Source organism: Halalkalicoccus subterraneus, from assembly GCF_003697815.1.
Lineage (GTDB): Archaea > Halobacteriota > Halobacteria > Halobacteriales > Halalkalicoccaceae > Halalkalicoccus > Halalkalicoccus subterraneus.
In genome coordinates this window covers 1-26,849 of the sequence record NZ_RDQG01000053.1, presented here as the reverse complement: position 1 = coordinate 26,849, position 26,849 = coordinate 1, and the positions used below count along the sequence as shown (strand labels likewise).

Annotated in this window: 39 protein-coding genes; 18 read left to right on the top strand and 21 right to left on the bottom strand. The window is 66.6% G+C overall.

The genetic code is table 11. From position 1 onward, the window contains the following. Both EAO80_RS13170 and EAO80_RS13165 read right to left on the bottom strand, forming a co-directional pair. Nucleotides 1-1,401 (bottom strand): ABC transporter ATP-binding protein (locus EAO80_RS13170; RefSeq protein ID WP_162993999.1); only part of this gene is annotated, 1,401 nt, incomplete at its 3' end. Continuing rightward, nucleotides 1,391-2,479, bottom strand: coding sequence for a BMP family lipoprotein (locus EAO80_RS13165; RefSeq protein ID WP_122090345.1), 1,089 nt, complete (start codon nucleotides 2,477-2,479; stop codon nucleotides 1,391-1,393). The genes EAO80_RS13170 and EAO80_RS13165, both read right to left, overlap by 11 nt. A 111-nt stretch (nucleotides 2,480-2,590) precedes the next feature. Between EAO80_RS13165 and EAO80_RS13160 the strand changes: the two genes are divergently transcribed. From EAO80_RS13160 to EAO80_RS13140, 5 genes are read left to right on the top strand one after another with little or no spacing between them, the layout of a single operon-like run. After that, entirely contained in the window at nucleotides 2,591-3,097 is a 507-nt protein-coding gene (locus tag EAO80_RS13160) for a GNAT family N-acetyltransferase (protein WP_245998614.1), read from the top strand. Between the two features lie 31 nt (nucleotides 3,098-3,128). Continuing rightward, nucleotides 3,129-3,494, top strand: coding sequence for a DUF5810 domain-containing protein (locus tag EAO80_RS13155; protein WP_122090342.1), 366 nt, complete (start codon nucleotides 3,129-3,131; stop codon nucleotides 3,492-3,494). 22 nt (nucleotides 3,495-3,516) lie between these two features. Continuing rightward, a complete protein-coding gene (locus EAO80_RS13150; protein WP_122090341.1) occupies nucleotides 3,517-3,939 on the top strand; it encodes a DUF5809 family protein in 423 nt (140 codons plus the stop codon). Between the two features lie 36 nt (nucleotides 3,940-3,975). Then, the gene (locus tag EAO80_RS13145) at nucleotides 3,976-4,512 is read left to right on the top strand and encodes an NUDIX hydrolase (protein WP_122090340.1); all 537 of its coding nucleotides are present in this window, start codon (nucleotides 3,976-3,978) and stop codon (nucleotides 4,510-4,512) included. A gap of 32 nt (nucleotides 4,513-4,544) precedes the next feature. Next, nucleotides 4,545-4,916 (top strand): rhodanese-like domain-containing protein, encoded by a 372-nt coding sequence (locus EAO80_RS13140; protein WP_122090339.1) that lies wholly within the window; start codon nucleotides 4,545-4,547, stop codon nucleotides 4,914-4,916. Between the two features lie 19 nt (nucleotides 4,917-4,935). On the opposite strand, the gene yciH is transcribed toward EAO80_RS13140, so the two are convergent. Together yciH and EAO80_RS19790 are read right to left on the bottom strand one after the other, a co-directional pair. After that, nucleotides 4,936-5,229, bottom strand: a complete 294-nt coding sequence (gene yciH, locus EAO80_RS13135; protein WP_008415996.1) for a stress response translation initiation inhibitor YciH — start codon at nucleotides 5,227-5,229, stop codon at nucleotides 4,936-4,938. A 101-nt stretch (nucleotides 5,230-5,330) separates the two neighbouring features. Continuing rightward, nucleotides 5,331-5,504: a DUF7573 domain-containing protein gene (locus EAO80_RS19790; RefSeq protein ID WP_162993998.1), complete on the bottom strand. Its 174-nt coding sequence runs from the start codon at nucleotides 5,502-5,504 to the stop codon at nucleotides 5,331-5,333. Nucleotides 5,505-5,534: 30 nt separating this feature from the next. Here EAO80_RS19790 and EAO80_RS13130 point away from each other — a divergent pair, with 30 nt between their 5' ends. Then, nucleotides 5,535-5,744, top strand: coding sequence for a hypothetical protein (locus tag EAO80_RS13130; protein WP_122090338.1), 210 nt, complete (start codon nucleotides 5,535-5,537; stop codon nucleotides 5,742-5,744). Here the strand turns inward: EAO80_RS13130 and EAO80_RS13125 are convergent. The 3 genes from EAO80_RS13125 to EAO80_RS13115 all read right to left on the bottom strand — a co-directional run bounded on the left by EAO80_RS13125 (nucleotide 5,695) and on the right by EAO80_RS13115 (nucleotide 8,799). Beyond that, nucleotides 5,695-6,678 (bottom strand): 5,10-methylenetetrahydromethanopterin reductase, encoded by a 984-nt coding sequence (locus EAO80_RS13125; RefSeq protein WP_122090344.1) that lies wholly within the window; start codon nucleotides 6,676-6,678, stop codon nucleotides 5,695-5,697. The two genes, EAO80_RS13130 and EAO80_RS13125, sit on opposite strands and share 50 nt — an antisense overlap. Nucleotides 6,679-6,688: 10 nt before the next feature. Then, a complete protein-coding gene (locus tag EAO80_RS13120; protein ID WP_122090337.1) occupies nucleotides 6,689-7,438 on the bottom strand; it encodes a coenzyme F420-0:L-glutamate ligase in 750 nt (249 codons plus the stop codon). A gap of 77 nt (nucleotides 7,439-7,515) precedes the next feature. Then, nucleotides 7,516-8,799, bottom strand: coding sequence for a polysaccharide deacetylase family protein (locus tag EAO80_RS13115; RefSeq protein ID WP_122090336.1), 1,284 nt, complete (start codon nucleotides 8,797-8,799; stop codon nucleotides 7,516-7,518). 110 nt (nucleotides 8,800-8,909) lie between these two features. On the opposite strand from EAO80_RS13115, the gene EAO80_RS13110 reads away from it, so the two are divergent. Further along, entirely contained in the window at nucleotides 8,910-9,992 is a 1,083-nt protein-coding gene (locus tag EAO80_RS13110) for an initiation factor 2B-like protein (protein WP_245998613.1), read from the top strand. A 215-nt stretch (nucleotides 9,993-10,207) separates the two neighbouring features. After that, nucleotides 10,208-11,131: a D-2-hydroxyacid dehydrogenase gene (ddh, locus tag EAO80_RS13105; protein ID WP_122090335.1), complete on the top strand. Its 924-nt coding sequence runs from the start codon at nucleotides 10,208-10,210 to the stop codon at nucleotides 11,129-11,131. A 6-nt stretch (nucleotides 11,132-11,137) separates the two neighbouring features. On the opposite strand, the gene EAO80_RS13100 is transcribed toward ddh, so the two are convergent. Together EAO80_RS13100 and engB are read right to left on the bottom strand one after the other, a co-directional pair. Beyond that, a complete protein-coding gene (locus EAO80_RS13100; protein WP_122090334.1) occupies nucleotides 11,138-11,449 on the bottom strand; it encodes a hypothetical protein in 312 nt (103 codons plus the stop codon). 53 nt (nucleotides 11,450-11,502) lie between these two features. Continuing rightward, nucleotides 11,503-12,123: a GTP-binding protein EngB gene (gene engB / locus EAO80_RS13095; RefSeq protein ID WP_122090333.1), complete on the bottom strand. Its 621-nt coding sequence runs from the start codon at nucleotides 12,121-12,123 to the stop codon at nucleotides 11,503-11,505. A gap of 95 nt (nucleotides 12,124-12,218) precedes the next feature. Here engB and EAO80_RS13090 point away from each other — a divergent pair, with 95 nt between their 5' ends. The 4 genes from EAO80_RS13090 to EAO80_RS13075 all read left to right on the top strand — a co-directional run bounded on the left by EAO80_RS13090 (nucleotide 12,219) and on the right by EAO80_RS13075 (nucleotide 16,660). Beyond that, a complete protein-coding gene (locus tag EAO80_RS13090) occupies nucleotides 12,219-13,547 on the top strand; it encodes a TIGR00341 family protein (protein WP_122090332.1) in 1,329 nt (442 codons plus the stop codon). 102 nt (nucleotides 13,548-13,649) lie between these two features. Continuing rightward, entirely contained in the window at nucleotides 13,650-14,666 is a 1,017-nt protein-coding gene (locus tag EAO80_RS13085) for a hypothetical protein (protein ID WP_122090331.1), read from the top strand. Between the two features lie 105 nt (nucleotides 14,667-14,771). Next, nucleotides 14,772-16,031 (top strand): DUF389 domain-containing protein, encoded by a 1,260-nt coding sequence (locus EAO80_RS13080; protein ID WP_122090330.1) that lies wholly within the window; start codon nucleotides 14,772-14,774, stop codon nucleotides 16,029-16,031. Between the two features lie 71 nt (nucleotides 16,032-16,102). After that, the gene (locus EAO80_RS13075) at nucleotides 16,103-16,660 is read left to right on the top strand and encodes a hypothetical protein (protein ID WP_122090329.1); all 558 of its coding nucleotides are present in this window, start codon (nucleotides 16,103-16,105) and stop codon (nucleotides 16,658-16,660) included. A gap of 1 nt (nucleotide 16,661) precedes the next feature. On the opposite strand, the gene EAO80_RS13070 is transcribed toward EAO80_RS13075, so the two are convergent. After that, nucleotides 16,662-17,615 carry an NOG1 family protein gene (locus EAO80_RS13070; protein ID WP_122090328.1) on the bottom strand — a complete coding sequence of 318 codons (954 nt, stop codon included), beginning with the start codon at nucleotides 17,613-17,615 and terminating at the stop codon, nucleotides 16,662-16,664. A gap of 84 nt (nucleotides 17,616-17,699) precedes the next feature. Here EAO80_RS13070 and EAO80_RS13065 point away from each other — a divergent pair, with 84 nt between their 5' ends. Together EAO80_RS13065 and EAO80_RS13060 are read left to right on the top strand one after the other, a co-directional pair. Then, complete coding sequence (locus EAO80_RS13065) at nucleotides 17,700-18,071, top strand: DUF5518 domain-containing protein (protein WP_122090327.1); 372 nt, start codon at nucleotides 17,700-17,702, stop codon at nucleotides 18,069-18,071. A gap of 24 nt (nucleotides 18,072-18,095) precedes the next feature. Continuing rightward, nucleotides 18,096-18,416 (top strand): ASCH domain-containing protein, encoded by a 321-nt coding sequence (locus EAO80_RS13060; protein ID WP_122090326.1) that lies wholly within the window; start codon nucleotides 18,096-18,098, stop codon nucleotides 18,414-18,416. Here EAO80_RS13060 and hisE read toward each other — a convergent pair. Genes hisE through EAO80_RS13040 form a run of 4 tightly spaced genes read right to left on the bottom strand, consistent with a single transcriptional unit; the run spans nucleotide 18,413 to nucleotide 19,983 of the window. Continuing rightward, nucleotides 18,413-18,700 (bottom strand): phosphoribosyl-ATP diphosphatase, encoded by a 288-nt coding sequence (hisE, locus tag EAO80_RS13055; protein ID WP_122090325.1) that lies wholly within the window; start codon nucleotides 18,698-18,700, stop codon nucleotides 18,413-18,415. The two genes, EAO80_RS13060 and hisE, sit on opposite strands and share 4 nt — an antisense overlap. Continuing rightward, nucleotides 18,697-19,161, bottom strand: coding sequence for a bifunctional nuclease family protein (locus EAO80_RS13050; RefSeq protein ID WP_122090324.1), 465 nt, complete (start codon nucleotides 19,159-19,161; stop codon nucleotides 18,697-18,699). Before EAO80_RS13050 ends, hisE begins: the two co-directional genes overlap by 4 nt. A gap of 30 nt (nucleotides 19,162-19,191) precedes the next feature. Continuing rightward, nucleotides 19,192-19,785, bottom strand: coding sequence for a pyridoxal 5'-phosphate synthase glutaminase subunit PdxT (pdxT, locus tag EAO80_RS13045; protein WP_122090323.1), 594 nt, complete (start codon nucleotides 19,783-19,785; stop codon nucleotides 19,192-19,194). A gap of 36 nt (nucleotides 19,786-19,821) precedes the next feature. Beyond that, a complete protein-coding gene (locus tag EAO80_RS13040; protein ID WP_122090322.1) occupies nucleotides 19,822-19,983 on the bottom strand; it encodes a preprotein translocase subunit Sec61beta in 162 nt (53 codons plus the stop codon). Nucleotides 19,984-20,090: 107 nt separating this feature from the next. Between EAO80_RS13040 and EAO80_RS13035 the strand changes: the two genes are divergently transcribed. Then, nucleotides 20,091-20,360, top strand: coding sequence for a thioredoxin family protein (locus EAO80_RS13035; protein ID WP_122090321.1), 270 nt, complete (start codon nucleotides 20,091-20,093; stop codon nucleotides 20,358-20,360). A 26-nt stretch (nucleotides 20,361-20,386) separates the two neighbouring features. Here EAO80_RS13035 and npdG read toward each other — a convergent pair whose 3' ends face one another. Next, nucleotides 20,387-21,052, bottom strand: coding sequence for an NADPH-dependent F420 reductase (gene npdG / locus EAO80_RS13030; protein ID WP_122090320.1), 666 nt, complete (start codon nucleotides 21,050-21,052; stop codon nucleotides 20,387-20,389). 97 nt (nucleotides 21,053-21,149) lie between these two features. On the opposite strand from npdG, the gene EAO80_RS13025 reads away from it, so the two are divergent. Continuing rightward, entirely contained in the window at nucleotides 21,150-21,623 is a 474-nt protein-coding gene (locus tag EAO80_RS13025) for a hypothetical protein (protein ID WP_122090319.1), read from the top strand. Here the strand turns inward: EAO80_RS13025 and EAO80_RS13020 are convergent, their stop codons facing one another. Together EAO80_RS13020 and EAO80_RS13015 are read right to left on the bottom strand one after the other, a co-directional pair. Further along, nucleotides 21,624-22,496 (bottom strand): TIGR01548 family HAD-type hydrolase, encoded by an 873-nt coding sequence (locus EAO80_RS13020; RefSeq protein ID WP_122090318.1) that lies wholly within the window; start codon nucleotides 22,494-22,496, stop codon nucleotides 21,624-21,626. Between the two features lie 30 nt (nucleotides 22,497-22,526). Further along, a complete protein-coding gene (locus EAO80_RS13015) occupies nucleotides 22,527-22,913 on the bottom strand; it encodes a UPF0146 family protein (protein ID WP_211330709.1) in 387 nt (128 codons plus the stop codon). A 40-nt stretch (nucleotides 22,914-22,953) separates the two neighbouring features. On the opposite strand from EAO80_RS13015, the gene EAO80_RS13010 reads away from it, so the two are divergent. Then, nucleotides 22,954-23,475, top strand: coding sequence for an archaemetzincin family Zn-dependent metalloprotease (locus EAO80_RS13010; protein WP_122090316.1), 522 nt, complete (start codon nucleotides 22,954-22,956; stop codon nucleotides 23,473-23,475). A 43-nt stretch (nucleotides 23,476-23,518) separates the two neighbouring features. After that, a complete protein-coding gene (locus EAO80_RS13005) occupies nucleotides 23,519-23,887 on the top strand; it encodes a DUF7522 family protein (protein WP_122090315.1) in 369 nt (122 codons plus the stop codon). Between the two features lie 6 nt (nucleotides 23,888-23,893). On the opposite strand, the gene EAO80_RS13000 is transcribed toward EAO80_RS13005, so the two are convergent. The 4 genes from EAO80_RS13000 to EAO80_RS12985 form a co-directional block, all read right to left on the bottom strand. Further along, nucleotides 23,894-24,655, bottom strand: a complete 762-nt coding sequence (locus tag EAO80_RS13000) for an SDR family NAD(P)-dependent oxidoreductase (RefSeq protein WP_122090314.1) — start codon at nucleotides 24,653-24,655, stop codon at nucleotides 23,894-23,896. Between the two features lie 42 nt (nucleotides 24,656-24,697). Continuing rightward, entirely contained in the window at nucleotides 24,698-25,117 is a 420-nt protein-coding gene (locus EAO80_RS12995) for a universal stress protein (RefSeq protein WP_122090313.1), read from the bottom strand. A gap of 62 nt (nucleotides 25,118-25,179) precedes the next feature. Continuing rightward, nucleotides 25,180-25,653, bottom strand: coding sequence for a hypothetical protein (locus EAO80_RS12990; RefSeq protein ID WP_245998612.1), 474 nt, complete (start codon nucleotides 25,651-25,653; stop codon nucleotides 25,180-25,182). Nucleotides 25,654-25,712: 59 nt separating this feature from the next. Next, nucleotides 25,713-26,849 (bottom strand): ribosome biogenesis/translation initiation ATPase RLI (locus EAO80_RS12985; protein WP_122090311.1); only part of this gene is annotated, 1,137 nt, incomplete at its 5' end.

The window sequence follows — 26,849 nt, the reverse complement described above, 5'->3', positions numbered from 1 at the left end:
GGAGACGAGCAACACGGCCTTCCCGTCGGTTCTGAGGTCGAGCAGCCGGTTGTGGATGAACTCGATCGACCCGATGTCGACCCCGCGGGTGGGCTGGGCGGCGACCACCAGCGAGGGGTCGCGTTCGAACTCCCGGCCGACGATGAACTTCTGCTGGTTGCCCCCCGACAGCGACTCCGCGCTCGCGCTCGGGTCCGGCGGCCGGACGTCGTATTCCTCGATCACGCGATCGACGTACTCGTCGGTCCGGTCCCAGTCGATCCGCCAGCCGTCGGAGAACTCGGGGAGCCGTTGACAGCCGAGCAGCCCGTTTCGCCGGAGGTCGTACTCCATGACGAGGCTGCGCTTCTGGCGGTCCTCGGAGACGTAAGCCATGCCCGCGCCGATGCGCTCGCGGCGCGGCTCGGCCGTTATCTCGCGGCCGTCGAAGGAGATCGATCCGCTCTCTGCGGATCGCAGCCCGGTGATCGCCTCGACGAGTTCGGTCTGGCCGTTGCCGTCGACGCCCGCGATGCCGAAGACCTCGCCGGCGTGGACGGTAAAGCCCGCGCCGTCGACCGCCGTGACCTCCCGGTCGTCCTCGACGGTCAGGTCGGCGAGTTCGAGCACCGGCGGGCCGCGCTCGGCGGGGGGCTTCTCGATCTCTAAGATCACGTCCCGGCCGACCATCATGCTCGCGAGCCGTTCGCGGGTCGCGGTTTCTGCGGGAACCGTCCCGACCAGTTCGCCGTCCCGGAGGACGCTGATCTCGTCCGCGGCCGCAAGCGCCTCCCCGAGCTTGTGGGTGATGAAAATGATCGTCTTGCCCTCGGCGATCAGCTCCTCCAAGACCTCGAACAGCGCGTCGATCTCCTGGGGGGCAAGCACCGCCGTCGGCTCGTCGAGGATCAGGACGTCCGCACCGCGATAGAGCGTTTTGAGGATCTCGACGCGCTGTTGCTCGCCGACGCTGATCTCCTCGATGCGCTCGGTCGGATCGACGGCGAACCCGTACCGGTCGGCGATCTCGCGCGTCTCCTCGATCGCTCGATCGGTGTCGGTCGCCAGTCCGCCCCATTTCTTGGGCTCGTCGCCCAGCACGACGTTCTGGGCGACGGTCATCGTATCGACGAGCATGAAGTGCTGGTGGATCATGCCGACCCCGGCGGCCATCGCCTCGCTCGGGCCGTCGAAGTCGCGTGGTTCGCCGTCGATCCGGACGGTGCCCTCCGTGGGTTCGTACAGCCCGTAGAGGACGTTCATCAGCGTCGTTTTGCCGGCCCCGTTCTCGCCGACGAGCGCGTGGATCGTGCCCCGCTCGACGCTGAAGTCGACGGCGTCGTTGGCGACGACGCCGCCGGGGAATCGCTTGGTGATCCCCTCGAGGTGGACGGCGGGGGGCTGATCGGTTTCAGCTGCCATCGAGTGTGTCGGGCACGTCGATCTCGCCGTCGATGATCGCCTGACGCGACTCCTCGAGCGCGTCGGTGATCTCCGTGGGCAGTTCGCCCTCGAAGTCCTGGCCGATGACCGCGCCGACGCCCTCCTCTTCGAGGCCGAGGTCGTTGACCTGCCCGCCCTCGAAGGAGTCCTCGACGATCGACTGGATCGACTCGTAGACGGCGGTGTCGACGCGCTTGATCATGCTCGCGACGATCACGTCGCTGAACTCCTCGGCGCTTATCGACTGGTCGTCGTCGACGCCGATGGCGAAGCGCCCGTTCGACTGGGCAGCCTCGAAGACGCCCCCGCCCGTGCCGCCGGCGGCGTGATAGACGATGTCGGCACCGTCGTTGTACATCCCGGTGGCGATCTCCTGGCCCGTCGTCGGGTCGGTCCAGCTCCCGGCGTACGCCGAGGGCGTCTGGATCGACTCGTCCGCGTACTGTGCGCCGGCGACGTACCCCGCCTCGAAGCGCTCGATCAGCGAGGTCTCCTGGCCGCCGACGAAGCCGACGATCGATTCGCCGGGGTTGGTCTCGCCGGCGCCGTGGGCGTACTCAGTCCCCGTCAGGAGGCCCGCGAGGTGGCCGACCTGGAACGAGCCCTCGTGTTCGCGGAAGACGTAGCTCGCGACGTTGTCGGCTTCGACGACCGCGTCGACGAGAACGAACTGCGTGTCCGAGAACTCCTCGGCGTTGTTCTGGAGGTCGGCCTCGTGGTCGAACCCGATGCAGACCACGACGTCGATCGCGTCGTTGCCGGCGAACTGCCGTTGCATTTCGTTCATGTCCGCGGGCGAGCCGGGCTCGGCGCTCTGGTACTCGATACCGAACTCCTCTTGGGCCTGCTCGATCCCCTGGTTGGCCATGTCGTTGAACGACTCGTCGCCGAGGCCGCCGGTCGAGTAGACGATCCCGGCAGTGACGTCCGACCCACCGGATCCCCCGTCGCTGTCGTTACCGTTGCCCCCGTTGCCGGACTCGTCGTTGAGGAGACAGCCTGCGGTCAGCACTGGAACCGAAACCCCTGCTGACGCCAGAAATGTTCTGCGTCGCATGGTGTGTGAGAGGACACCCATATGATTTATAACTTTGGAGATTCGGTCCTTCGGCTTCGACGGTCGTCCATCGACCCAGCGGTTATACTCCCCGAAGCCGTACCGGGACCCGTGACCGCGGCGAGACCCATCACCGTTCGGCGGGCCACGCGGGCCGATCTGCTCTCGATCTACCGGATCGAGAAGGCCTCGTTTCCCCAGCCGTGGCCCTTCACGGCGTTCGAGGGGTTTCTCGACGAGCCCGGGTTCCTAGTCGCCGTCGCCGGACGGTCGGACCGAGCTGGCGCCCGCGAGGCGATGGGGGAGGCCGAGGAGGACGTCGTCGGCTACGTCGTCGCCGACAGCGTGCCCAACCACGGCCGGATGATCGGCCACGTCAAGGACCTCGCCGTCTCGCCCGCCCGACGCGGGGAAGGGATCGGGCGTCGCCTGCTCTCGCGGGCGCTGTCGACGCTCGGAAGCGAGAGCGTCGGATGGGTCAAACTCGAAGTACGCGACGGCAACGAGCCGGCGCTCGCGCTCTACCGGGAGTTCGGGTTCGAGCTGCGCCGACGGGTCCCCCGCTACTACGCCGACGGCGAGACCGCCCTCGTGATGGTCCGCCCGATCGAGGCGTAAGGCCGTTAGGCGTCGCACTCCTATGAGGAGTATGGGCTATGCCTGTCCGGTCTGTGAGACACCCCAACAGGACGAGGAGCACCTGGCGAACCACCTCGCCTTCGCCGCCATGCTCGGAAACGAGGGCCACGAGGGCTGGCTCGACGAGCACGTCCCCGAGTGGGGCAAAATGGGCCCCGACGAACTCGGCGACCGGGTCACGACGTTCGCACCCGAGGAGGAGTTCGAGACGGTCTTCGAGGACACGACCGGCGGCCACGACCACGGCGGCTCCGGCCGTCTCGAGGACGCGGTTCCGCCCCAGCGCGGCCGCCAGGCGATGGGCGGCGAGGCGAGCGAGGTCCTCGCGGAGGCACAGGCGATGACCCGCGAGATGTACGAATCCGAGGAGGAATAAGGCCAGCAGCGGTACGAGGGGTATGAGCGAAACCGACGGCTGGCTGGCGCCCGCGGACCCCGAGGAGGCCCGCGAGCTCTACGCGTCGGTCGGACCGAGCGCGCAGCTCGTGACCCGCGAGGTCGCGAAGGCGATGGCGTTCGACCGCGAGGAGTACCGCGAACGCGTCACCGGCGAGGTGGTCGAGACCGCACGCGACGCGCTGTTTTCCTCGCTGTTGGAGATCCGAGACGACACCCGCGAGGCGTTCGAGGCGTGGCACGAGGAGTTCTCGGGCGAGGTGTCGGTGATGGGCAGCGAGAACGTCGACCGCGTGGTGTGGCACGCCTTCGACGGCGAGGCGGTCGCCGCGACCTATCAGAACGAACCCGAGGCGGCGCGCGGTACCCTACGCAGACAGGCGTTCGGTCGGCTCTATCGGCCGCTGTTCGACGACGACCGGTAACCGGGACGCTTTATCCGACGAGGACACAGGAGGACCATGAGCGAAGCCGACGACTGGACGGTCCTCGAATCGGTGACCGAGTACGAAACGGGCTGGTATACTGGCGGGTACGACCTGGTCGAACAGCCCGACGGCTCGGAGAAGAAGTACTACTGGGCCGAGCTCGCGCCCGCGGCCGTGATCGTGGCCTCGACGGGCGAGGAGGTGCTCTTCGTCGAGCAGTATCGTCCCGCAATCGCCCAGACCCACCTCGAACTGCCCGCCGGGATCATCGAGGACGGCGAGTCCGCCACCGAGGCGGGCGCGCGTGAACTCCGTGAGGAGACCGGGTTCGCGGCCGAGGGCGTCTCGTTGCTCCAGCGAATGTGGGTCGCGACCGGCGCGATGCGCCACGAGCGCGCGATCGTCTTCGCCGAGGGGCTCACCCCCGTCGAGCAGGAACTCGACGACAACGAGTTCCTCTCGGTGCGATCGGTGCCGGTCGAGGAAGCCCTCGACCGGGGTCGCGAGGAGCCGACCAACGATGCGACGGTCGAGGGGCTGTTGCTCGCCCGGGAGGAGGGGCTGCTCTAGGGATTTATCCCCACCGGGCCGATAAGGACGGTATGGCTGAGGACGACGAGATCACGCCCGCGGAGCTCAACGCGCTGCTCGAAGACGACGAGGACGTTCGAATCGTCGACATCCGCTCGTCCGCCGAGTTCGACAGGGGAGCGATCCCCGGCAGCGAGAACATCCCGTTCCAGACGCTTCCCCAGGAGATCGAGGGGCTCGCGGACGAAGAACGGGTCGTCACCGTCTGCCCGCACGGAAAGGCGAGCCTGCAGGCGGTCCGGATCATCGACTCCTTCGAGGGAACCACGGGAACGGTCCGGAGTCTCGAAGGTGGGTTGGACGCGTGGACTCGGGAGTACGAACTCGAAACGAGCGAAGAAACCGAAGGATCCGAAGAAACCGAGGCCGACGCGCCCTTCTAGGCGCGATCGAAGGGGTCGATCAGGCGACCGAGTAACCCTTGTCGCGGAGGAAGTCCTCGACGCGACCGGAGTGGTTGCCTTGGAGCTCGATGGAGCCGTCCTCCACTGTGCCCCCACAGGCGAACTTCGATTTCAGGTCCGACGAGAGACTACTGAGATCGACGTCGCGGGGGTCGAGTCCTTCGATGATCGTTACCTCTTTTCCGTAGCGGCGCTCGTCGATGCGGATGTTAACCTGCTGGGACTCTTTGGCGACGTCCTCGCAGACGCAGAGTTCCTGGGGCAGTCCACACGTCGAGCAGACTTCCGACATTACAGTCGAACGTACGAAATCGACCTATTAAACGTTGTCGGGGCCGTCCTCGGTACCCGTCCGTCGCGATCCGGTCGAACGGCTTCGGCGGGTCGAAACGTTCAGTCCCATGGCTTGCAGTCGGGACAGACCAACCGATCCTCCTCGCGCCACCACCGGTCGGTCGGGTCGCCACAGCGCTCGCAGGCGATCGTGTCGGGCGTCCAGCCGTAGGTCGGGCGGAGTCGTTCCGATCCCGTCGGTGCGTCGTCCACGCGCGTGGTGAGGAACAGCACACACAAGTACCCCCCGGTCGAAGCGCGGGTATGGTCAACCCGATTCAGGACGGCATCGATCTCGTGGGGTATTTCGCGGACGTCGCGCTCGGGGACCCGATCAACGTCGTGATCATGCTCTTCGGGTTCCTGTTCGTCGTCGTTCCCTCCGTGGCGTTCGGCGTGCTCGCCGCCGGCGGGATCCTCGATTCTATCCTTCCCGATACGCTCGGTCGATCGCCGCCCCAGCAAGGGAGATAGCCGCCTCGATATCCGGACCCAGCGGCGAGCCCGCGACGAAACTATCCGTATGCGAGGCGATCTCGCGGACCCGATCCTCGACCGTTTCCGGCGTGCCCGCGATACAGAAGGCGTCGATCATCTCGGGGGTGACCAACGAGAACGCCTCGGAGAACTCGCCCGCACCGATCTGCTCGCCGATCTCGCTCGCCAGCTCCCCGTCGATGTCGTGGCGATCCAGAACCGGGGGTGCGGCCCCCGCCGCAATGAAGGCGACCGGGGGTCGGGCCGCCTCGCGTGCCGCCTCGCCGTCCTCTGCGACGCTCAGGCTCGCGAAGGCCGCGAAGTCGAACTCGCCCCGCGAATCGGGCCGCTCTTCTAGTCCGGCCTCGACCTGGTCGGCCGCCCACGCGAAGTCGTCGGGATGGGCGGCGTTGAGCAGCACACCGTCGGCGTGTTTCGCGCTCATGCGGATCATGTGGGGGCCCTGCGCGCCGACGTAAACGGGGATCTTCCCGGCCTCGTAGTTCAGTCCCGCGTCGATGGCCTGAAAAGTCCCCTCGTGGGTGACCCGTTCGCCCGCCCAGAGGTCCCGTGCCACTTTGAACGATTCCAGCACGCGCCGCAGCGGGCGGTCGCGCTCGTAGCCGAGGTTAGACAGCGTCGAGGCGTCGCCCGCACCGATCCCGAAGACCGCTCGTCCGTCACTGCGTTCGTCGAGCGTCGCGACCCGCGAGGCCACCGCCACGGGATGGGTTTCATAGGGATTCGCGACACCCGGGCCCAGTTCGATGGTGTCGGTCCGCCGAGCGATCTCCGAGAGGGCGGCGAAGGGATCGCGGTTGTTGTAATGACAGCTCGCGAAGGCGGCATCGAAGCCCGCTTCTTCTGCACGCGCGCCGAACTCGCCGACGCGTTCGAGGGGGTGTTCGGGCGTGATCTCGATGCCCTTCATCGGCGTTTGTTCACTCATGACTCCACCCCCGGAGCGCCTGGCGGACGTAGTCGTCCTCCACGTCGCGGAAGTGTTCGTCGCTTCCGTCCATCTTACCGAACTCGAAGCCCTCGACGACGACCGCAGGCACCCCACCGGCCCCCTCGCCGGCGACGAGGTTCGCCGCCGCCGCGAGTTCGTCGATCACGTTTTCGACCGTGACCCCGAGTTCCCGACCGTCGCGGTCCCGTTCACCGCGCCAGTCGCGGCTCGCCGCCATGCCAGCCCAGCCGATCGCGACCCCGCGCTGGCCGTGGCGAAACGGTCGCCCGCAGGTGTCGGTGACGATCACCGGCACGGAGAGGGCTTCACTGAGGCGGGCGGCGCTCTCGGAGGGGCGTTTCGGAAGCAAGAGGAGGTCCTCGCCGCCGGTGTTCGAGCGGTCGATCCCGGCGTTCACGCAGGTGTGGCCGAAGTGCGTCTCGGTGAGCAGGAAGGGCGCCTCGGTGATGATCTCGGTGCTCTCCTCCAACACTGCCTGTGCGAACCGCGGGTCCTTCTCCTCGCCGGTGTGCTCCTCGAGACGCGTGGCGATCTCGCGGGCGCGCGGGCCAGCGGGGTACTCCGAAAGGGCGGCAAAGCGTCCCTCGGCTTTCGAGACGACGGTACTCGCGAGACAGAGGACCGAGCCGGGATCGAGATCGACCCGCTCCGCGAGAAGCGCGGCGAGGTCGTCGCCGGGGCGGATCTCGGGGAGATCGGGGACGGCACGTAGCTGCATACTCGGTGTCGGCGTGCGCGCGTAAAAAGGCCGCCGACACCGGCGACGATGGGGGAGGGCCGAATCGGGGACCGGGATCAGTCGTCGAGCAGGTCCGAGGCGGTGACGACGTCCAGGTCGTGGCGTTCGATCTCGTCGAGCAGCGCCTCGAACTCGGCTTCGGTCACGTCGTCCAGATCGCCGTCGCCGACCCCGTGGACCAGCGTGACGACGGTTTGGTTGTACTTCGCGGCCAGGCCGAGCATCCCCGAGATGGCCGAGGCGTCGTGGCCGTTGACCCGCGAGATCATGTGGCCCTCGCTGGGCGGCGACGCGGCGGGCTGGCCGCCGAAGATGAAGGAGGTCTCGTAGACCTCGCGAACGTCCTCGATCGAGGCGGCGTCGATCCGGTGGTACGGCACGAAGTAGTGGCGCGCGCCGGCTTCGCTGATCCGGTTTGCGATGTAGTCGCGGGCGTTCTGGAGGTACCGAACCCGTTCCTCGCTCGAATCGAACTCGGGCAGCGCTCTGCCGCCGTGTGCGGAGAGCTCCCAACCGGCGTCGCGCATCTCGCGACACTGCTCGATCGAGAGGCGGCCCGGCCGGTTTAGCGAGTCGGGGATGATCGCCGCGACGCCCGGCCAGCCCCGCTCTTCGAGCATGGGAAGGGCGGTCCCGTACTGGCTCGCGACGCCGTCGTCGAACGAGATGACGACCGAGCCGCGATCCGCGCTCCCGGTCGCGCGCATGTCGTCGACCCGGAAGCTGATCGAACCCTCGGCGTCGCCTCTGGGTTCGACCCAGATCCGGATCTCCTGGACGTTCGCGAGGTTGGGTTCGCCGCGCTCGCCGGTCCAACCGGCGTCGACGCGCATCCAGCCGTCGAACTCGGACGGGATCGCACGCGCGCTCGTGAGCTGGTCGGACCGCCCGGGTGCGCGGGCTTCGAAGACCACGCGGGCGGGCAACGGGGAGTCGATCTTGACGGCGTAAGAGAGCTGCTTGCCCTCGATGTCCAGCCCGTCCTCGAAGATCCGGAACGCCCCGGCCTGGTCCTGCTCGTCGCTCTCGACGAGCAGCGACTGATCGCCGACGAGTGCGTCGTCGCTGCCCTCGACGGTCGTGTGATCGGACATCGGATGCCACACGATCTCCTCGAAATCGTCGACGGAGTCGCCTCGGGCGATCGCGGGCGCGGTGACGTCCGCGGGGGCGTCGTTCGAGTCCTCCCCGCTGTCGTCGGTTTCGTTGTCGGTTCCACTGTTATCGTCGTTCTCGTCGTCTTCGTCGCTATCGAAATCCAGCGAACCGGTACAGCCAGCGAGGGTCGCGGTGCCCAGTCCGACGCTTGCGAGAAACGCTCGACGGTGTTGTTTGCTCATGTTCCCATTGTTAGTAATCACCCAGAATACATAAAATTACTGATTATATAATCTAGAAAGATAGAGTGGTCGAACGGGATAAGGGTCGGGCGATCGGATGGAGAAGTGAGATGGACGTGGCGGTGGTCTTCGCGTACGATCGGGGACGAGTCCTACTGTGTCGGGTAGAACGGGAGCCGGCGGTCTGGGACGCCCTCTCGGAACCCGTCGAGGGAACTTCTGATGCGGCCGCACGGCGCGCGGCCGAGGCGATCGGGGTGAACGAATCCTCACTGATCGACGGGGGACCGCCTGTTCGGGCCGGCGGTCGGACACTCCATCCCTACCGACTCGTGGCGGAATCGGGAATCGAAACGCCGACCGGAAGCGAGTGGGTCCACCCGACCGAGATCCGACGCCGGAGGACACCGAGCGGTCTGTGGGACGCCTACGGAACGATCTCACCGACCGTCGCGGAGGTCCGCGACGACCGCACCCACGGGTCTGCCCACCTCTCGATCCGCGCCCTTGAGGTGCTGCGCGACCGGGCGGGCGAGGGCGCGGGTCCGTCGGAACTCGTCGACGTAGCGGTGGCGCTGATCGAGGCACGCCCGAGTATGGCCGCCGTCGTCAACCGGGTCAATCGCGCGATGGTCGAGGCCGATACCGAGAGCGGCTTCGCGACTGCCCTCGAAGGGGCGGCGCGTGACGGGATCGACCGGGCCGTCGAGGCCGACCGGGAGGCCGCCGAGCGCGCCGCCACCGGCCTCTCGGGGACGGTGTTGACCCTCTCGCGCTCCGGGACGGTACGCGAGGCGCTCATGGCGGGCGATCCCGACCGAGTCGTAATCCTCGAATCGCGACCCGGTTGCGAGGGGACCGACGTCGGGCGCGAGCTCGCCGACGCGCTCGACGTGACTGTGACGCTCGACGCCGCCGTTGCCCACAAGATGGAGGCGGTCGATCAGGTGCTCGTCGGCTGTGACACCGTGCTCGCGGACGGGAGCGTGAGCAACAAGGTGGGGACGCGGACGGCCGCGACCGTCGCCGCCCGCGAGGGCGTTCCCGTCCGGGTCGTGAGCGCCGCCGCCAAGATCAGCCCGTCGACCGAGCCGGCCCTCGAACGCGTCGACCGCGGGGCGATCACGGACGACGAGCGCCTCGCGGTCGACTGCCCGCTGTTCGCACCCCTGGGGAGCTCGTTACCGACGTGATCACCGAGGAGGGCGTCCTCGACACCGGGGGGATCGAACGGGTGGCGGCCGAGCACGCTCGTCGGGCGCGGTGGAAAGAGCCAAACGGCTCGATGGGATAGGACCGGTGACGGCAGTGACGAGGGTTACCCCCACCGAGCCCCGTGTGACGAGGGACTTTCCCGAGCCGTCACGTTCTCGGAAGCTTCAACCGGTCGGTGAGCGATAACGCTCGCATGCAGATCGATCAGCTCGGTATTCACGACTCCGTGCGCGCCGTCTTCCCGCCCGAACAGCTCCGCGAAGCGCTTTCGGGCAACGGCCCCGAGGTCCGCGTCGTGAGCGGCGAGGGGATCGGGGACTGCGAGGCGGTCGTCACGTTCGCCTACGAGGAATCGCTCCTCGAATGCGAGTGGATCCACTCGATCCAGGCGGGCTACGACCGCTTCCCGCTCTCGGAGCTCGAAGAACGGGAGGTTGTGCTGACGAACAGTACAGGAATCCACGGCGACAGCGTCGGCGAGACTGGCGTGGGCTACATGCTCATGCTCGCGCGCCGGCTCGGCCAGTACGCCCGCCAGCAGGAGCGAAAGGAGTGGGATCGCCCCGCGTGGGACGTCCCCTTCACCCTGGCCGGCGAGTCGGTCTGTGTCGTCGGGCTCGGCACCCTCGGGCAGGGGATCGCCCGGCGGGCGAGCGCCTTGGGAATGGATGTGACGGGCGTGCGTCGGAGCGGCGAACCCGTCGAGGGCGTCGAGCGGGTCTACCCGAGCGAGGAGCTTCACGAGGCGATTTCGGGGGCGCGCTTCGTCGCGCTCGCGGTCCCGCTGACCGACGAAACCGAAGGCCTGCTCTCCGAGGCGGAACTCGGCGTCATGCGCGAGGACGGCTACCTGATCAACGTCTCTCGTGGGGGCGTCGTCGACCAGGACGCACTCGTTACCGGCCTCGAATCGGGCGCGATCCGCGGGGCAGCGCTCGACGTTTTCGAGACCGAGCCCCTCCCCAAGGAATCGCCGCTGTGGGGGATGGAGGAGGTGCTCGTCACGCCGCATGCGGCGGCCTACACGCGCGGGTACTACGAGGCGATCGGAGAACTGGTCGAAGGAAACCTCGCTCGACTCGAAACAGGGGACGAATTCGAGAACCGCGTCGTCTAACCCCTTTTATTCGGCGATCAGTCCCCACTGCTCGTCGGAGACGCGTTGGATAGCGAGGGTGTCCTGATCGCCGAGCACTCGGAGGATGAAGGCGTCGGCATCGCGCTCGACCTGCAGGTCGAGCACCGTCACGTCGGCGCTGAACCCCGTCTCGCGGGGGCCGGGACCGTCCTCGGCGCGCTCCGGGGTGACACCGTAGTCCTCGTAGCCCACCCACGTCGAGGCCTCGATCGTGTCGTCCTCGTCGTAGACGTCGACGTCGAGCCCGTCGCGGGTCTCGCTTTCGTTGACCGAAAGCGTATAGTGCTCCATGACCATGGGAGATCATCTCTCGGTCAGTCGGAAGGGGGTTGAGTTTGCACTCGCAAGCCCTATCGGACGAACTGCAGGAGGTCGTCGCGGTTCTGTGCACGCAGGTGGTTTCCGAGCGCCTCGCGCAGGGGATCGATCTGTCCGCGTTTCGCGGCGATCGGCGCGATGGTGTCGCGCCACTGCTGCCACGGGCCCGGCAGACCCAGCCGGTCACAGAGCTCGTCGAGGCGCTCGTCTCGGTCGTCCACTTTGTCCATCTTGTTGACCGCAACGACGGTCGGGATCCCGACTTCCTGCAGGAAACCGAACAGCTCGACGTCGTGGGGGATCTCGCCGCGCGATTCGTGGCGGTCGATGATGTCGATGACGGCCTTCCCGTCGACGACGAGCACGCCGACGAGGATTTCGTCGCTGTGTTCCTCGACGTATCGGACGATGTCGTCCTTGATCGTTTCTCGAGCGTCCTCGTCGACGCCTTCCATGAACCCGAACCCGGGCAGGTCGGTGAAGGTGAAGTCATCACCCGCCCAGTCGTAGTGGTTCGGCGAACGGGTGACGCCGGGTTTCTTGCCCGTCGTAAAGGTGTGGCCGGTGAACTCGCGCATCAGCGTCGACTTGCCGACGTTCGACCGGCCCACGAAGACGATCTCTGCATCCCTATCGGGTCGCCCCTCGAACATGGACGGGCTACCCGCCCGGGCGGGTTGACCCTGTCGGATGGCTACTGGTTGAATCCATGCGAGGGGTATTTGCCGTCCCCGGCGCAATCGGGGGTGTGCGACTGGTACAAGTCACGATCCCGGCCGGCAAGCGCGAGACGGTGCTGGGAATGCTCGACGACGAGGGGATCGACTACGTCGTAACCGACGAGACCAGCGGCCGCGAGTACACCGGCGTCATCTACTTCCCGCTGCCCGACAACGCGGTCGAACCGATCCTCGACGAGCTCGAGGAGCTGGGGATCGAAGACCAGTCCTACACGGTCGTCGTCGACGCCCAAACCGTCGTTTCTCGGCAGTTCGAGGATCTGAAGGAGCGCTACTCGACCGACGACGCCGACGAGGAGCGCATCTCCAGACAGGAGCTGCACACCGAGGCCGAGAACATGACCCCGACCTTCCCGGTCTACGTGACGATGACGCTGATCAGCGCGATCGTCGCGACCGCCGGCTTGCTGCTCGACTCGCCGGCGGTGGTCGTCGGTTCGATGGTGATCGCGCCGCTGATCGGGCCCGCGCTCGCCGCGAGCGTCGGCACCGTCACCGACGACGACGAGATGTTCTGGAACGGGATCAAGTACCAAACGTTCGGGCTCGGCCTCGCGATCGTGGGCGCCGCGGTGTTCGCGTGGCTACTCAAGACCGCCAACATCGTCCCGCCGGGGATCGAACTCTCCTCGATCGGCGAGATCAGCGAGCGATTCACCCCGGATCTGCTCCTGTTGGTCGTCGCGCTGGGAGCCGGCGTCGCGGGCGTGCTCGCGCTCTCGACGGGCATCTCGGTCGCGCTCGTCGGCGTGATGATCGCCGCAGCGCTGATCCCGCCCGCCGCCGCCGCGGGCATCGCCATCGCGTGGGGGCTGGTCATGGAGACCGTCGGGGCGACCGTACTCGTGCTCGTCAACGCCGTCTCGGTCAACCTCGCGGGCGTGGCGACGTTGTGGTACACCGGCTATCGCCCCCAAAATTGGTTCGAGACCGACGACGCCCACCGCAAGATGCTTCGCAACGTCGCGGTTTTTGCGGTGATCGTCCTCGTGCTCTCTGGCTTCCTCGGAAGCGTCACTCTTTCTACATATCAGACCTCGTCGTTCCAACAGGAGATCAACAACGACATTCAGGACACCATCGACCAGGCCGAGTACGAGCGATTCACGCTGCTCGACGTTCAGTCTTCGACCGGCGAGGACGTCACGTACGAACAGGGGACCATCGTGGGGATCAACCAGCAGATCACGCAGGTGACGGTCACCGTCGGCTACGAGAACGACCCCGAGCAGGCGGAGTTGGCCGACACCCTCTACGAACGGATCAACGAGGACGTCGACCAGGAGGTGGCCGTCGAGGTCCGCTTCATCGAGGTCGAACACCGCCAAGCGCAGTGACATCCCCGAACCACACGAACCCGCCGCGGCCCGATCGCCGACGCGAGCGGTCGTCATCCGGGGGATCTCAACCCATTTCCGCCCGGGTGCTGTAGGTCGCTCATGGACAGACTGGCGTCGACCGACACGCTACGGGGGCGAACCGGCGAGAGCCGGATCACACTCTGGCTGTTTCTCGACGCGAACCGGTGGTTGATCGGGGGGCTGCTCTCGGCCCTCACCTTCGCAGTGCTGGTCGCTTTCGGGGTGGCGGCGGCGCCACTGGGCGGGATGATGGAGAGCGCGGATCCGGTCGAAACCGCCTTCCAGGCGCTGATCGGCGCGCTCATCACCGGCGTCACGCTCGTCGTCTCGATCAACCAGCTGGTACTCTCCCAGGAGATCGGCCAGCTGGGCGATCACCACCAGTGGATGAACGAGGCCATGGAGTTCCGACAGGAGGTCGAACTGCTGTTCGGCTCGATCGGCCCGCCCGATCCCGCACAGTTCCTTCAGGCGCTCGTCCAGACGAGCGGCGACCGGGCCGAAGCGCTCCGTGAGACCGTCGAGGACAACGACGACGAGGAGCTTCGCGCCCGGACCGACCGGCTCGTCGAGAACTCCGAGGAGATCTACGAGCAGCTGGAGACGGCGGAGTTCGGGGAGTTCAGCGTCCTTCGATCGGGGCTGAACTACAACTACTCCTGGAAGATCTACGCGGTGCGACGGCTCCGGGACGAACACGAGGACAGCCTCGAGGAGGAGGAGCTCGACGCGTTCGACGATCTGGTCGAGATACTGATGCTGTTCGGTCCGGCGCTCGAACACTTCAAGTCGCTGTACTTCCAGTGGGAGCTCGTAAACCTCACGCGGTCGATCCTCTACGCCGCGATACCGGCTCTTTTGACGTCTCTCGCGACGGTACTGTATCTCGGTCCGGGATCGTTTCCGGGTGCGACGTTCGGCGTCGACGACATGGTCTGGGTGGTGAGTGCCAGCACGACGCTCGGGCTCGTGCCGTTTTTCGTGCTCGCCGCCTACGTGGTTCGGATCGCGACCGTCTCGAAGCGGACCGGGGCGCTGGGGCCGTTCATCCTCCGGACCTCGGAACGAACGACGGCCATCGACTGGGAGCAGTGAGCTACCGGTGGCGTTCCAGGCTGGCGGGTTCGGCGGTGGGGGCACGGCGAGGGGGTTGCCGCTGCCGGGAACAACCTTTTTCAGCCGTCCGGAGTAGGGACCGTCGTGCGCCAGGTTCGGATTCTCGTCGACGAGGACGACCGTGAGACGATCGTGGACGTCCTTGAGGACAAGGACGTCGACTACGTCATCAGCGGCGAGAACGCCACTGGCGATGCCGTCCTGATCGAGTTTCCCCTACCGACCGACGCGGTCGGCGACGTACTCGGTTCGCTCGACGAGGCGGGCTATGACGACACCTACACGGTGATCAGTCAGGTCGAGAGCGCACAGACCCCCCACGCCGAGACGCTGATGGACCGGTACGCGAGCGACTTCGACCCGCTCACGACGCGGGAGCTACGCTCGAAGGCCAGCGACATGAGCAACGACTGGCAGTCGTTCCTCGCGTTGATGGTGCTTGCGGCGTGGATCGCGACCGCTGGCCTGCTCACCGACTCGCCGGCGGTGGTCGTCGGTTCGATGGTGATCGCGCCGATCGTCGGTCCGGCACTGACTGCCAGCGTCGGTGCCGTCACTGGCGACCGCGAGATGCTCGGCGCGAGCATCCGGCTGCAGGCCGTCGGGCTCGCGGCCGCGATCGTCGGCGCGGCCGGGCTCGCGGCCGTCGTCCGCTGGGGGATGTTCGCCCAACCGGACCTCGCGTTGGGTTCGATCGAACTCATCGGGGTACGGACGGCCCCGACCCTGTTGGCGCTGGTCGCCGGGACGGCAGCGGGGGCGGCCGCCGCCTTCGGGTTGACGACGAAGGGGCCGATGTCGCTGATCGGCGTGATGATCGCCGCGGCGCTGATCCCGACCGCCGCCGCGACCGGGATCGCCATCGCGTGGCGCGACCCCGTGATCGCGGCGGGCACGGCCCTGTTGCTCGTGATCACGCTCGTTGCGATCAACCTCGCGGGGATGGTCGTCCTGCTCGTGCTCGGCTATCGCCCCGCTCGCTCCCTTCTGGAAGGATCGTGGACGTCGGCGAAGACCCTCCTCGCGATCGTTCTACTCGTCTCCGTTATCGGGCTGGCGGGCGTCGCGACCGCCGGTCAGATGGGCCACGAGCGAACGGTGAACCAGGCCGTCCACGCGGAACTCGGAGAGTACGAGAACGTAACGGCCGTCACCGTCCGTAGCGAGTACGGCGATCTCTCCGCGCTCACCGGTCCCGAGACGGTGACCGTCGTCGCGAGCTACGACGGCGAGGGTGATCCGCCCGGAGGGGTGGCCACCGGCATCGAGACGCGACTCGACGACCGAACCGATCGCCCGGTCACCGTCCGAGTGCGCTTCCAGGAGTACCAGACCGCCTCCTGAGGGTCGTATCACACGATCCTACAAAACGTTTTTTGTCCTTGTAGGGGAAACGGAATGGCCGTGAGACAGCCATGACGGAATCACAACCGTCCGAACGAAAGCAACGAATCGCCGAGATGATCAACGAGTCGGTACGGGAACCGCTCAAGGAGATCGTCAAGGAGGCAATCAGAGAGGTCGAGGCCGAGTCGGCCGAACCCGAAGAAAGCGAAGCGGACTCCGAACCCGAACCCGAGGGCGGGCGGGGACCGCTCTCGGTGCTGTTCGTGCTCGCGGCGCTCACGGGGATCGCCTACGCGCTCAGCCGGCAGGTCGACTCCGTCGAAGACCTCACCGACGAGGCGGCGCAGCGGGCCCCCGAGCAGACGCCCGTAGAGCAACCCGAAGAGACGGACGAAGCGACGAAGCGCGCGGAGGCGGTCGCCGACGCGATGACGAGTGCCGCGAGCACGGCGTCCAACCGCGTCAAGTCGATCGCCGACCGGGCCGAGCACCGCATCGAGGAGCGCGCCAACGACGCGGTCGACGCCGCCGCGGAGGTCGACGAGCGCGTCGAGAAGAACGAGGACACAGAGGAGGACGAAGGACTCACGACGGAGTTCGACGACGACGAAACGATCGAGGAGTGAGCTACTCGAAGGGGAGTTCGGGCTCGTAGCCGACCGCCTCGATCGCTCCGTCGAGCAGTTCCTCGATCCCCTCGCCTTCCTCGACGCTCAGGTAGAAATCCGCCTCGATGTCCCGCGAGCGGTCGGCCTTGCTACAGACCGTATAGACGGGGACGTCGAACGTCGAAGTGATCTCATCGCGGAGTGCGAGTTGTGCCTCCAGCGGGTAGCCACAGGCCGCACTCGCATCGACGAAGACGAGGACGCAGTCGGCCAGATGTGTCAGGGCGCTGACCGCTTGGGATTCGATCTCGTTTCGCTCCTCGGGAGGTCGGTCGAGCACGCCAGGGGTATCGACGAGCTGGTACCGGATGTGATCACGCGTGAGGTGGCCGACGCCGATCCCCTTGGTCGTAAAGGGATAGGTCGCGGTCTCGTGGCGGGCGTTGGTTACGTTGTTGACGAACGTGGATTTGCCGACGTTCGGGTAGCCCGCGACGACGATCGCCGGCGAGTCGGGGTCGATTTCGGGGAGGTCACGGAGCTGGTTGCGGGCCTCACCGATCATCAGGAGGTCGTCTTCGACCTCCTCGACGACGCTCGCGAGCCGGGCAAAGGCCTGCTTTCTGTGTTTTCGCGCCAGCTCGGCGTCGGCTCGGAGCCGACCCTGGTACTCACGACCGATCTCCTTGGTCTTGCGGCTCGCCCACCCCACCTCCGAGAGGCTCTGTCGGAGCTCGTCCACGTCGACGATCGCGTCGGCGAGTTCGTAGTAGAACGGGTCGACCGTATCGAAGTCGGGCCAGGCGGTGACGACGTTTTCTAAGTTATCGGAGAGGATGTTCGACGCCGTCTGTAGCATCGACTGCTGGGCCTCCGCGCCGCTTTTCGACCGGCCGGAACGGGCCGCCCGCGAGAACGCCTTGTCGATGAGTTCCTCCGATCGCGGGGTCGTCGGGAGGTCCTCGAAAATCATACCGCTCGATACGGCCGCACGCTATAAAAGGCCGTGCTTTAGCGTGGCGTCGCGTTTTTATCGTTCCCGATCCAACAGAAGGACATGACGAACTGGCAGGCGGTCGGCTACGGCTTCGTCGTGACGCTGCTCGTGGGTGTGGTCGGGCTCGCGGTCCCCGGATTGGGCCAGCTCACCGCCGGCCTGATCGGCGGGTTCGTCGCGGGCTACGTCGCCGGCGGCGGGGTCGTCCGCGGGTTCTGGCACGGCCTGCTCGCGGGGAGCGTCGGCGGGCTGATCGTCGGCCTGCTGCTCTGGGTCGCGATCGCGCTCGTCGGGCTCGCGGGCGGGCCCGTCGGCGGGGCCGCGGGCGGGCTGGCCGGCTTTGGCGTCTTCACGATCGCGGCGATGATCGCGCTGGTGATGGCCGCCGAGAGTGCCGTCGCCGGTGCGATCGGGGCGGTGTTGAAGAACTAAGTTCGACCGGTCCGAACCGCCGGTATGGGCGAAATCGACCCCGACAGCCTGCTACCGAACGATCACGTGAAGACGGCCGTCAACGAGGGCGAGGTGACACAGCTCAGCCGCGGGGCGTCGAACCGCTACGCCGAGGAGGGCGATACCTTCGAACTGGACGGGGAGACGTTCGAGGTCGTCGGCGTCGAGGAACGAACGCTGGGCGAACTGACCGACGGGGACGCCCGCCGTGAAGGCTCGGCGGACCTCGAATCGTACAGAGAGCGGATGAACAGGGTCCACGGCGGGAACTTCGAGTGGGACGAGGACAGCGGGATCGTCAGCTATCGCTTCGAGCGCCGTTAACGGCGTTTCTCCAGCTCGCGGCGCAGATCGTCGGGCTCCATCTCCTGCATCGAGAACAGCACGAGCAGATGGTAGAGGAGGTCCGCGGATTCGGCGGCGATCTCCTCGGAGTCGTCGTCCTTGGCCGCAAGGATCACTTCGGTGGCCTCCTCACCGAGTTTTTCGAGTACCCTGTTCTCGCCCTTCTCGTGGGTGAACAGCGAGGCGGTGTAGGAGTCCTCGGGCAGGGTCTCCTTTCGGTCCTCGATGACCGCGAACAGCTCGTCGATGATCTCGTCGCTCACGGCTCCTCCCCCATGAGTTCGCCCACCTCGCGGATGTCGGCGAGCTCCTCGAACTGCTCGGCGTTCTGGCGGCCCTGTTCGAAGACCTCGCTTGCGACCTCGATGGGCGCGTTCGTCCGGGCCGCAAGCGCGAGCGAGTCGCTGGGGCGGGCGTCGACGACGAGCGATTTCCGGGGTCCTTGGACGTGGAGGTCGGCGACATAGGTCCCCTCGTCGCTGATTTCGCTAATCTCGACGCGCTCGACGCGCCCGCCGAGTTCTTCCATCACGTCGAGCAGGAGGTCGTGGGTCAGGGGGCGGCCGATGTCGTAGGCGTCCATCCCGTGGGCGATGCTGTTTGCCTCCTCGAAGCCGATAAAAATGGGCAGGACCTCCGGTTCGTCGTTGACGGCGAGAACGACGACGGGGACCGGTCCGTCGGGCGTGCCAGCGACACGCACGGCGTCGATACTGGCGTTCATACGCGTTCGACGGGACCGATGACTAAAGGCCTACTGTGTGACCCGCGTCGACTCGAAGAGGGCGAGTCGGTGAACCCGCCGGTCGTCGGTGAGTTCCGGATGAAAGGCGGTGGCGACGATCGGGCCCTGGCGGACGGCGACCGGCCGGCCGTCGACGCGCGCAAGCACCTCACAGTCCCCCGAATCCGTGACGGCAGGCGCGCGGATGAACACCGCGGGAAACGGCTCGTCGAGGCCCGCGACCTCGAGGGCGGTCTCGAAGCTGTCGCGCTGGCGGCCGAAGGCGTTTCGCTCCACGACGACGTCGAGCAGATCGAGCGTCTCGACCCGGTCGTCGTTACCCCGTCCCAGAAGGATCATCCCCGCACAGGTCGCGAGCACTGGTTTTCCGGCCGTAACGTGTGCGCGGATCTCCGGGGCGATCCCCCCCTCATGGACGAGTCGGGCGATCGCCGTGGACTCCCCACCGGGTGCGAGGAGGAGATCGCAGTCGGGAAGCGTCCCTGCGGACCGGATCTCGCGGATTTCGATGGGGTCGGAGGAAGAATCGGCGGCACGTTCTGTGGCGCGGACGTGTTCGGAGACGTTGCCCTGGACGGCGAGGACGCCAGCGACGAGCGTCATACCGTCAGCAGGCGTCGCGGCGACAAAAGCCCCGCGTCACGCCACGACGTTCAGAACCTGGATGAAGATCCCGAAGACGACACAGAAGGCCAACACCGTCTTCGGGTCGAGCGTGATCGCGTTGCGGTCCTCGGAGTCGAAATACCGGACCAGTCCGGCGCTACTCATCAGCCCGCCGCTGTTCTGTCCGCTGCTCATGGGTGCGTTGGGGTCACTTCGGAACATAACTGTTTCGACTGGAGGAGCGGCGGTATCGTCCGGCTGGGAAACGCTTATTCGCGTCGCGCGGGTACCAAAGGTGAACGATGGCTGTAACCCTGAAAGACTTCTATGCCGATTGGTGTGGACCGTGTAAGACCCAGGACCCGATCCTCGAAGACCTCGAGGAGGACTGGGAGGGCCGGTTCGACGTTGAGAAGGTCAACGTCGACGAGGACCAGGAGACCGCAAACGAGTACCAGGTCCGCTCGCTGCCGACCCTGATCGTCGAGAACGACGACGGCGTCGTCGAGCGCTTCGTCGGCGTCACCCAGCGAAACGACATCGAGACCGCCCTCGAAGAAGCGGGCGCATAAGAGGCGAACCCCGTCGGGCACGACCTTTATTCGAAGCGAACTCCGACGTCGTGCAGGTCGTTGTTCGCCGCGAGGTTGATCAACAGCGGCGTCAGCGATTCGACCTCCGCGGCGTTTTCGAGCGACCCCGCCGAGAGCGCCCGGAGCCCCTCGATCCCGTCCGCAAGTGGTCGAACGACATCGAGGGCGTCCTCGTCGTCGCCCACGAGCAGCGTGTCCTCGTCGAGTTCGACGTCGAGGTTCGCGAGTTTGCCGGCCGAGAGGCTGTGAAACGCCCCGACGACGGGGACGTCCTCGGGGGCGGTTTCGGCGACCATTTCGGTGACGCTGCCCGCCGATGGGCGGTTGTAGTGAAGGCCCGACTCGTCGCGTTGCATTCCGACGGCGGGACTGACGAGGATCGTCTCGGAATCGAGGCGATCGGCGATCGACCCAACAGTGTCGCGGACGTGGTACGGCGGGACCGCCAGCACGACCACGTCGGCCCGGTCGGCGGCCATCGCGTTTTCGAAGCCCTTGATCGTCGTCCCGGTTCCTCGACCGTCGAGGTCGGTCTCGTACTCCTCGGCTTTCGTCCGCGCTTTCTCGGGGTCCCGAGAGCCGATCAGGACCTCGTGGTCGGTGTCGTAGGCGAAGCGGAGCGCAAGCCCTTCACCGATGTCGCCGGTGCCGCCACAGAGTGCGATTCGCATACCGAACGTGACGAGGGATGTGGCCTAAAGGTTCCGAGAGGGGTACCAGAACCGAGTCGGCCACAAGCTATACCAGCGTTTGTAGGAACGAACGGATATGCATGGTACGGAGATGGTCAACGTGCTGATCAACCCACCCGACGGACGGAAGAAGCCGGGCCGGGTCTTTCTGGACCGCGGCGTCCTCCTAATCGCCCCGACGCGCCACGACCCGCTGGCCCGGGCGCTCGGGGCGTGGGCGAACGGGCTGTTTGCGGATCTCCCCGAGGAGCTCGGCCTGTACGATCCCTTCGCGGTAACGCGCGAGGAGGCGGCGAACGATCCCGAAACCGTTCGGGTTCGTTACGGCGACGTCGAGGCGATGGCACCCGTAGTGCATCCGACGGGATTTTCACTTCACCTCCGGGTGGCGAGACGCGAGGAGATCCGTCTCGGATTTCGCTCGAACGACGAGCGGGGCCAGCTCGTAACGCTCGCGCGGGCGATCCGCGACCGGGCGCACGAGGCCGACCGGGAGGTCGAGCTGTACGAACCCGACGGCCGGACCCGGCCGGTGTCGCTGGCCGAGTGATCACTCCAGCAGCTCCGGCAGGTCGTTGACCGAGTCGAGCACCGCTGCCGCACCCTCATCCTCGTATTTCTCCCTCCCGCGGTCGCCGGTCAGCCCCCCCGTGAGGACGCCGATACCGTGGTACTCCCTCGCCGAATCGGCCTCGGCGGCGTTTCGTGCCGTGCGCACGTCGTCCAACGTGTCGCCGACGAAGACGACCGACCGTGCGTCGAACCGCTCGGCGAGGGTCACGAGCGCGCGGGGATGGGGTTTGCCCTCCTCCCAGTCGTCCATCGTGAATCGGTGTCCCTCGGGGATCGCGAGGTCCACCCTCGAAAGGGCGATCTCGGCCTCGGCCGCGGGGCGCCCAGTCAAGACGCCGACCGACCGGTCGGCGAGCCACTCGCGAGTAGTGCCGTCGAGCACCACCGGCTCGTCGTGGATGAATCCTGAGTGATCGGCGGGAACGCCCCCCGGGGGTTCGCCTTCGAGGTCGCAGTAGAGGTCGCTACCGAGGTAGAGCCACTGGAAGACGTCCCGCAGGCGCTCGCGGTCCCACCGGCCGACGACGCGCTCGGCGGCCTCCGCCGAAAGCGTTGCCTCGACGACCGTCTTCGCCGCTTCGAGGCCACCGCCCCGGTCGGCGATCCGGTCGGTGAACGTCTCGATCGACTCGGCGTAGCCCTCCTGGCGGGCGAGAACGTACAGCGCCGCGGCGTAGGTCAGCTCCCAGTCGTTGTTGAACCCGCCGGCGTCCTTGAACGCCTGAATCCCTTCCTTCTCGATGGTGTCGTCGTAGACCCGCTCGACCGAGTCGACGATCGCCCGCCGGTAGGAGTCGGCGACGTCGACGAGTACCCCGTCGACGTCGAGGACGACGCAGTCTGCGTGCATACCGGAGGGTGCGAGTCGAGCGACATGGGCCTACCGTTGTGCGACGAACAGCGTTTCACTGGGTAGGGTTCGCCGCGAGACCGGGACCGCCGGCCCATCGCCACCGAGGGTCGTAAAGAGGAACGCCGCGCCGACTCGCCGGGCGAGGTCGCGGGCCGGGCGGTGGAGTTCGGGCGGGCAGTTGAGCGCGTAGAGCGCCCCCGCGTCGGCGTAGATCGCGTAGTCGGGATCGACGACGTCGTCGAGAATGAACCGGACGCCGTCGGGCGTCTCACGAGGGTGGACGTCGGTCGCGGTGACCCGACACCCGCGGTCGACGAGCGCGCGCGCGACGGCGGGCCGCCGGCCGATCCCGATCTCGACGAGCGGATCGTATCTCGCGAGTTCGTCGGCGAGCGCGTCGCGTACGGGTTTCATGGCCGTGATATTTATCATTCGGTACCCCATACCCCTTTCCATGCATGTCGACATCGTGCCGGTCGGGGAGCTTTCGGCGGCGGTCAAACGGGAGGCCTCGTCGGGGCTGCGGTCGGTGTACGACTGCGACGTGACGCTCCACGACGAGCAGTCGATCCCCGCCGGCGCGTACGACGAGAAGCGAAACCAACACCGCGCCGAGGAGTTCATCGAACTCGCGGGCCGGATCGGAAGCGGCGAGAAGAACATCGCCATCACCGCAAAGGACCTCTTCTACCGGCGGCGCAACTACGTGTTTGGCTTGGCGTATCTCGACGGAAACGGTAGCGTGATTTCTACCTATCGCCTCCAGACCTCGAGCGACGGCGGGTTCTCCGAGAAGAACGCGAGCGAGATCTTCGGCGATAGGGTTCGCAAGGAAGTCGTCCACGAGATCGGCCACACGATGGGGCTCGAACATTGCGACAACAACCGCTGTGTGATGAACTTCTCGCCCACCGTGCGGGAGGTCGATATCAAGGAGCAGAACCTCTGTGGAACCTGTCAACGGAGCGTTCTCTGAGGCAAGCCAAGGGTTGAACCTCCGTCGTCCCCAACCATCAGGTATGGCGCTTCCTGACGAGACGACCGACGAGCTGCTCTCGGCGTGTCGGACGACGGTGGGCGACGAACTACGCAGCCTCACGTACTTCACGCCCGAGGAATACGACCATCTCTACCTACGCGAGGACCTCGAACGCGGTGACGACCCGGAGGCGTTCGTCGAAAACGAGCGCCAGGGGTTCTCCAGTCAGCGCACCTACGAGTGGTCGGAGCTCGGCGACTACGAATACACGATCCGCGTCTTCGAGTTCGGCCACCTGGTTCGGGTGATCGGCGACGAGGAGGGCGTTTACGTCACCACCGGCGACCTCACGATGGACCGCTTCGGCGAACTCGTCGAGGCGGTCCAGAGCATCCTGCGCGGGGAGTGACGGCGATCAACGAGCCGTCCAGCCCCCGTCGACGCCGAGACACGCGCCCGTAACGTAGCTCGCGGCCTCGCTCGCGAGGAAGACGACCGGCGCGGCGATCTCCTCGGGTTCGGCGAATCGTTCTAAGGGGGTTCGCGAGAGCAACGACTCCTTGAGCCCCTCGTTTTCCATCGCTTCCCTCGTCAGTTCGGTCGCGACATAGCCCGGCGCGACCGCGTTGACTCTCGTCTCGGGCGCCCAATCGAGCGCCATGCTCTTGGTGAGTCCCACGAGCCCGTGTTTCGAGGCGACGTAGGGGTGTTGGCGCGGCAACCCGACGAGCCCGCCGACGCTCGCGACGTTGACGACCGAGCCCACCGAGCCGTCGCCGGCGACCTTCGCACACAGGAACGCCCCACGGAGGTTCACGTCGAGGGTCCGGTCGTAACCGGCCATTTCGACGGCTTCGGGCGTGCCGAGCGCGTCCTCGGGGTTGATCCCGGCGTTGTTCACGAGGACGTCGGGCGAGCCCACGTCATCGTCGACCCGCTCGAACAGCGTCCGGACCTCGGCCTCATCAGTGACGTCGGTGGGCTGAACGAGCGACTCGCCGCCGCGCTGCTCGATCTCCTCGACGACGGTTTCGAGCGATCCCTCCGAACGGGCCGCGGGGACCACGTCCGCGCCCGCCTCCGCGAGCGCCAACGCGATCGCCCGGCCGATTCCGCGGCTCGCTCCGGTGACGACGGCGGTTCTCTCAGAGCAGTCGAAGGCGTCGAGAACTGACATACGGGGCGTGGGTCCGGTGGGAGCTTAAGCGCTCGGACACGTTCAGCGCACGACCGTGACCGGAACCGGCGAGCGATGGGTGACGGTTTCTGCGACGTTACCGAGCAGCAGTCGCGAAGAGAGGGCCCGGCCGTGGCTCCCGACCACGACGACGTCGAACTCCTCGGCACGCTCGACGATCGCACGTGCTGGGCCCCCTAGCGCGACCGCGGTATCGATCTCGCGGTCGTGATCGGCCGCGATCTCGCGGGCGCGCTCGAAGACCGGCTTCGCGTGTTCCGCGGCCGCTTGTGGGGGGTCCTCGGCGAGCGCCAGCCCGGCGGCCTCGCCCATGAGTCCGCTCGGGACACCGACGACCGTCAGAACCGTTATCTCGGCGTCGGGATAGGCCTCGAGGGCGAATCCGAGCGCTCGTTCGGCCATCTCCGAGCCGCCCATCCCGACGAGAACGCGGGCAATCATACCGGGTCTACGTGTCCGGGGTCGATAACCGTAGGTGGTAGACACCCACACTCGAACAGCGGTCAGCGCGAAAGAGCGAATCCGGCGGTCATGAGCGAGGTCGTTATCCCGAACAACCCAAGCAGTGCCAACCGGACGGCTGTTCGAGGGGTCCCGTCGGACAACGGAACGGCGGCGAACGCGCCGAGTCCGACGACCGCGAGCGCCACCGCCAGGACCGGGTCGTAGCGCTCGTCGTACAGTTCATCGAGCGTCTCCGACAGCCGAACCCACTCGTTTTCCTCGGGCGTGTCACCGACCTCCGTGAGCCTGCGTTCGATCCCCTCGTCGGTTCGAACCGCATGGAACAGCCGCCGGTAGCCGACCAGCATCGCCCCGAACATCGCGCCGACGAGCGATCCGGCAAGGAGGTTCTCGCGCCCGCCGAGAGCGAGAACCGCGAGTCCGACGGTGAGCGTCGGGGCGAGAAGGAGCGCGAGGTACTCCCGGAGGTCGACGAACGGCGCTCGCATCCCTTCGCGCTCCGTGGATCGCACTGTTGTTCGACATCTACTACACCCGATCCGTATAAATCTCCTGTGGCGAATCCGCCGATTCAGGGCGCGTAGTAGTACTCGCCCTGTTTCTTCTGCTGGCGATCCAGCTGACTGTCGGGCTTGTTGATCCGCGGGCGGCCCGTGCGTTCGTCCCGGCGGAAGGTGACGTCGAGGTTCGCGAGGAACTCGTTCATCCCGTCGCGCATCCCCTGGGGCTGGCTCGCGTGGCCGTGGTGGGCCGGCTCGCCGTCGAACACCAGTAGGCGATCCGCGAGGAGATCCATCATGTAGATGTCGTGGTCGACCACCATGACCGTCGCGTCCTGGGTCTCGGCGTACCGGCGGATCGCGCGCGTCGCGAGCACCCGCTGTTCGACGTCGAGATGGGCGGAGGGCTCGTCGAGCAGGAACAGGTCCGCGTCCTTCGAGAGACAGGCTGCGATGGCGACTCGCTGGCGCTCCCCGCCCGAGAGGTCGTCGAGGTTCTGCTCCATGATCCGTGAGAGCTGGAGGGGGTTCGCGATCTCGGTGTTCCAATGGGAGGAGCCGAACTCGTCAGTGATCGAGGAGAGGAAGACGTCGACGCGCATCGGCTGGTCGATCTCGATGTACTGGGGTTTGTAGGCGACTTCGAGATCCGTGTCGAACTCGCCCTCGTCCGGCGCGAGTTTGCCGGCGACGAGTTTCGCAAAGGTCGACTTCCCGATCCCGTTCGGCCCGACGATACCGAGTACTTCCTCCTCGCGGATCGTGCCGCTTTCGACCTCCAAGGAGAAGGCCTCGGCGCCGTAGGATTTGCTCATCGCGGGATACTCGACCAGCGGGTCCGCACGGCCCACAGTGCGGGGGGCGTGCTGTTCGAACCCGATGGCCTCGGGGCGAATCCGCATGTTCTCGTTGTCGAGATAACCCGCGAGGTACTCGTTGATCCCGTTCCTCACCGATTTCGGCGAGGTGATGACACCGTAGGCGCCGGGCTCACCGTAGGCGACGTGAAGGTTGTCACACAGCAGGTCCAGAATGGCCAAATCGTGTTCGACCACCAACATGGATCGGTCGCCCTCAGCGGCGAGTTCGCGGACGATGCGGGCGACGGTGACCCGCTGACCGATGTCGAGATACGGCGTGATCTCGTCGAGGAAGTAGAAGTCGGCGTCCCGCGCCAGACACGCCGCGATCGCCACCCGTTGAAGCTC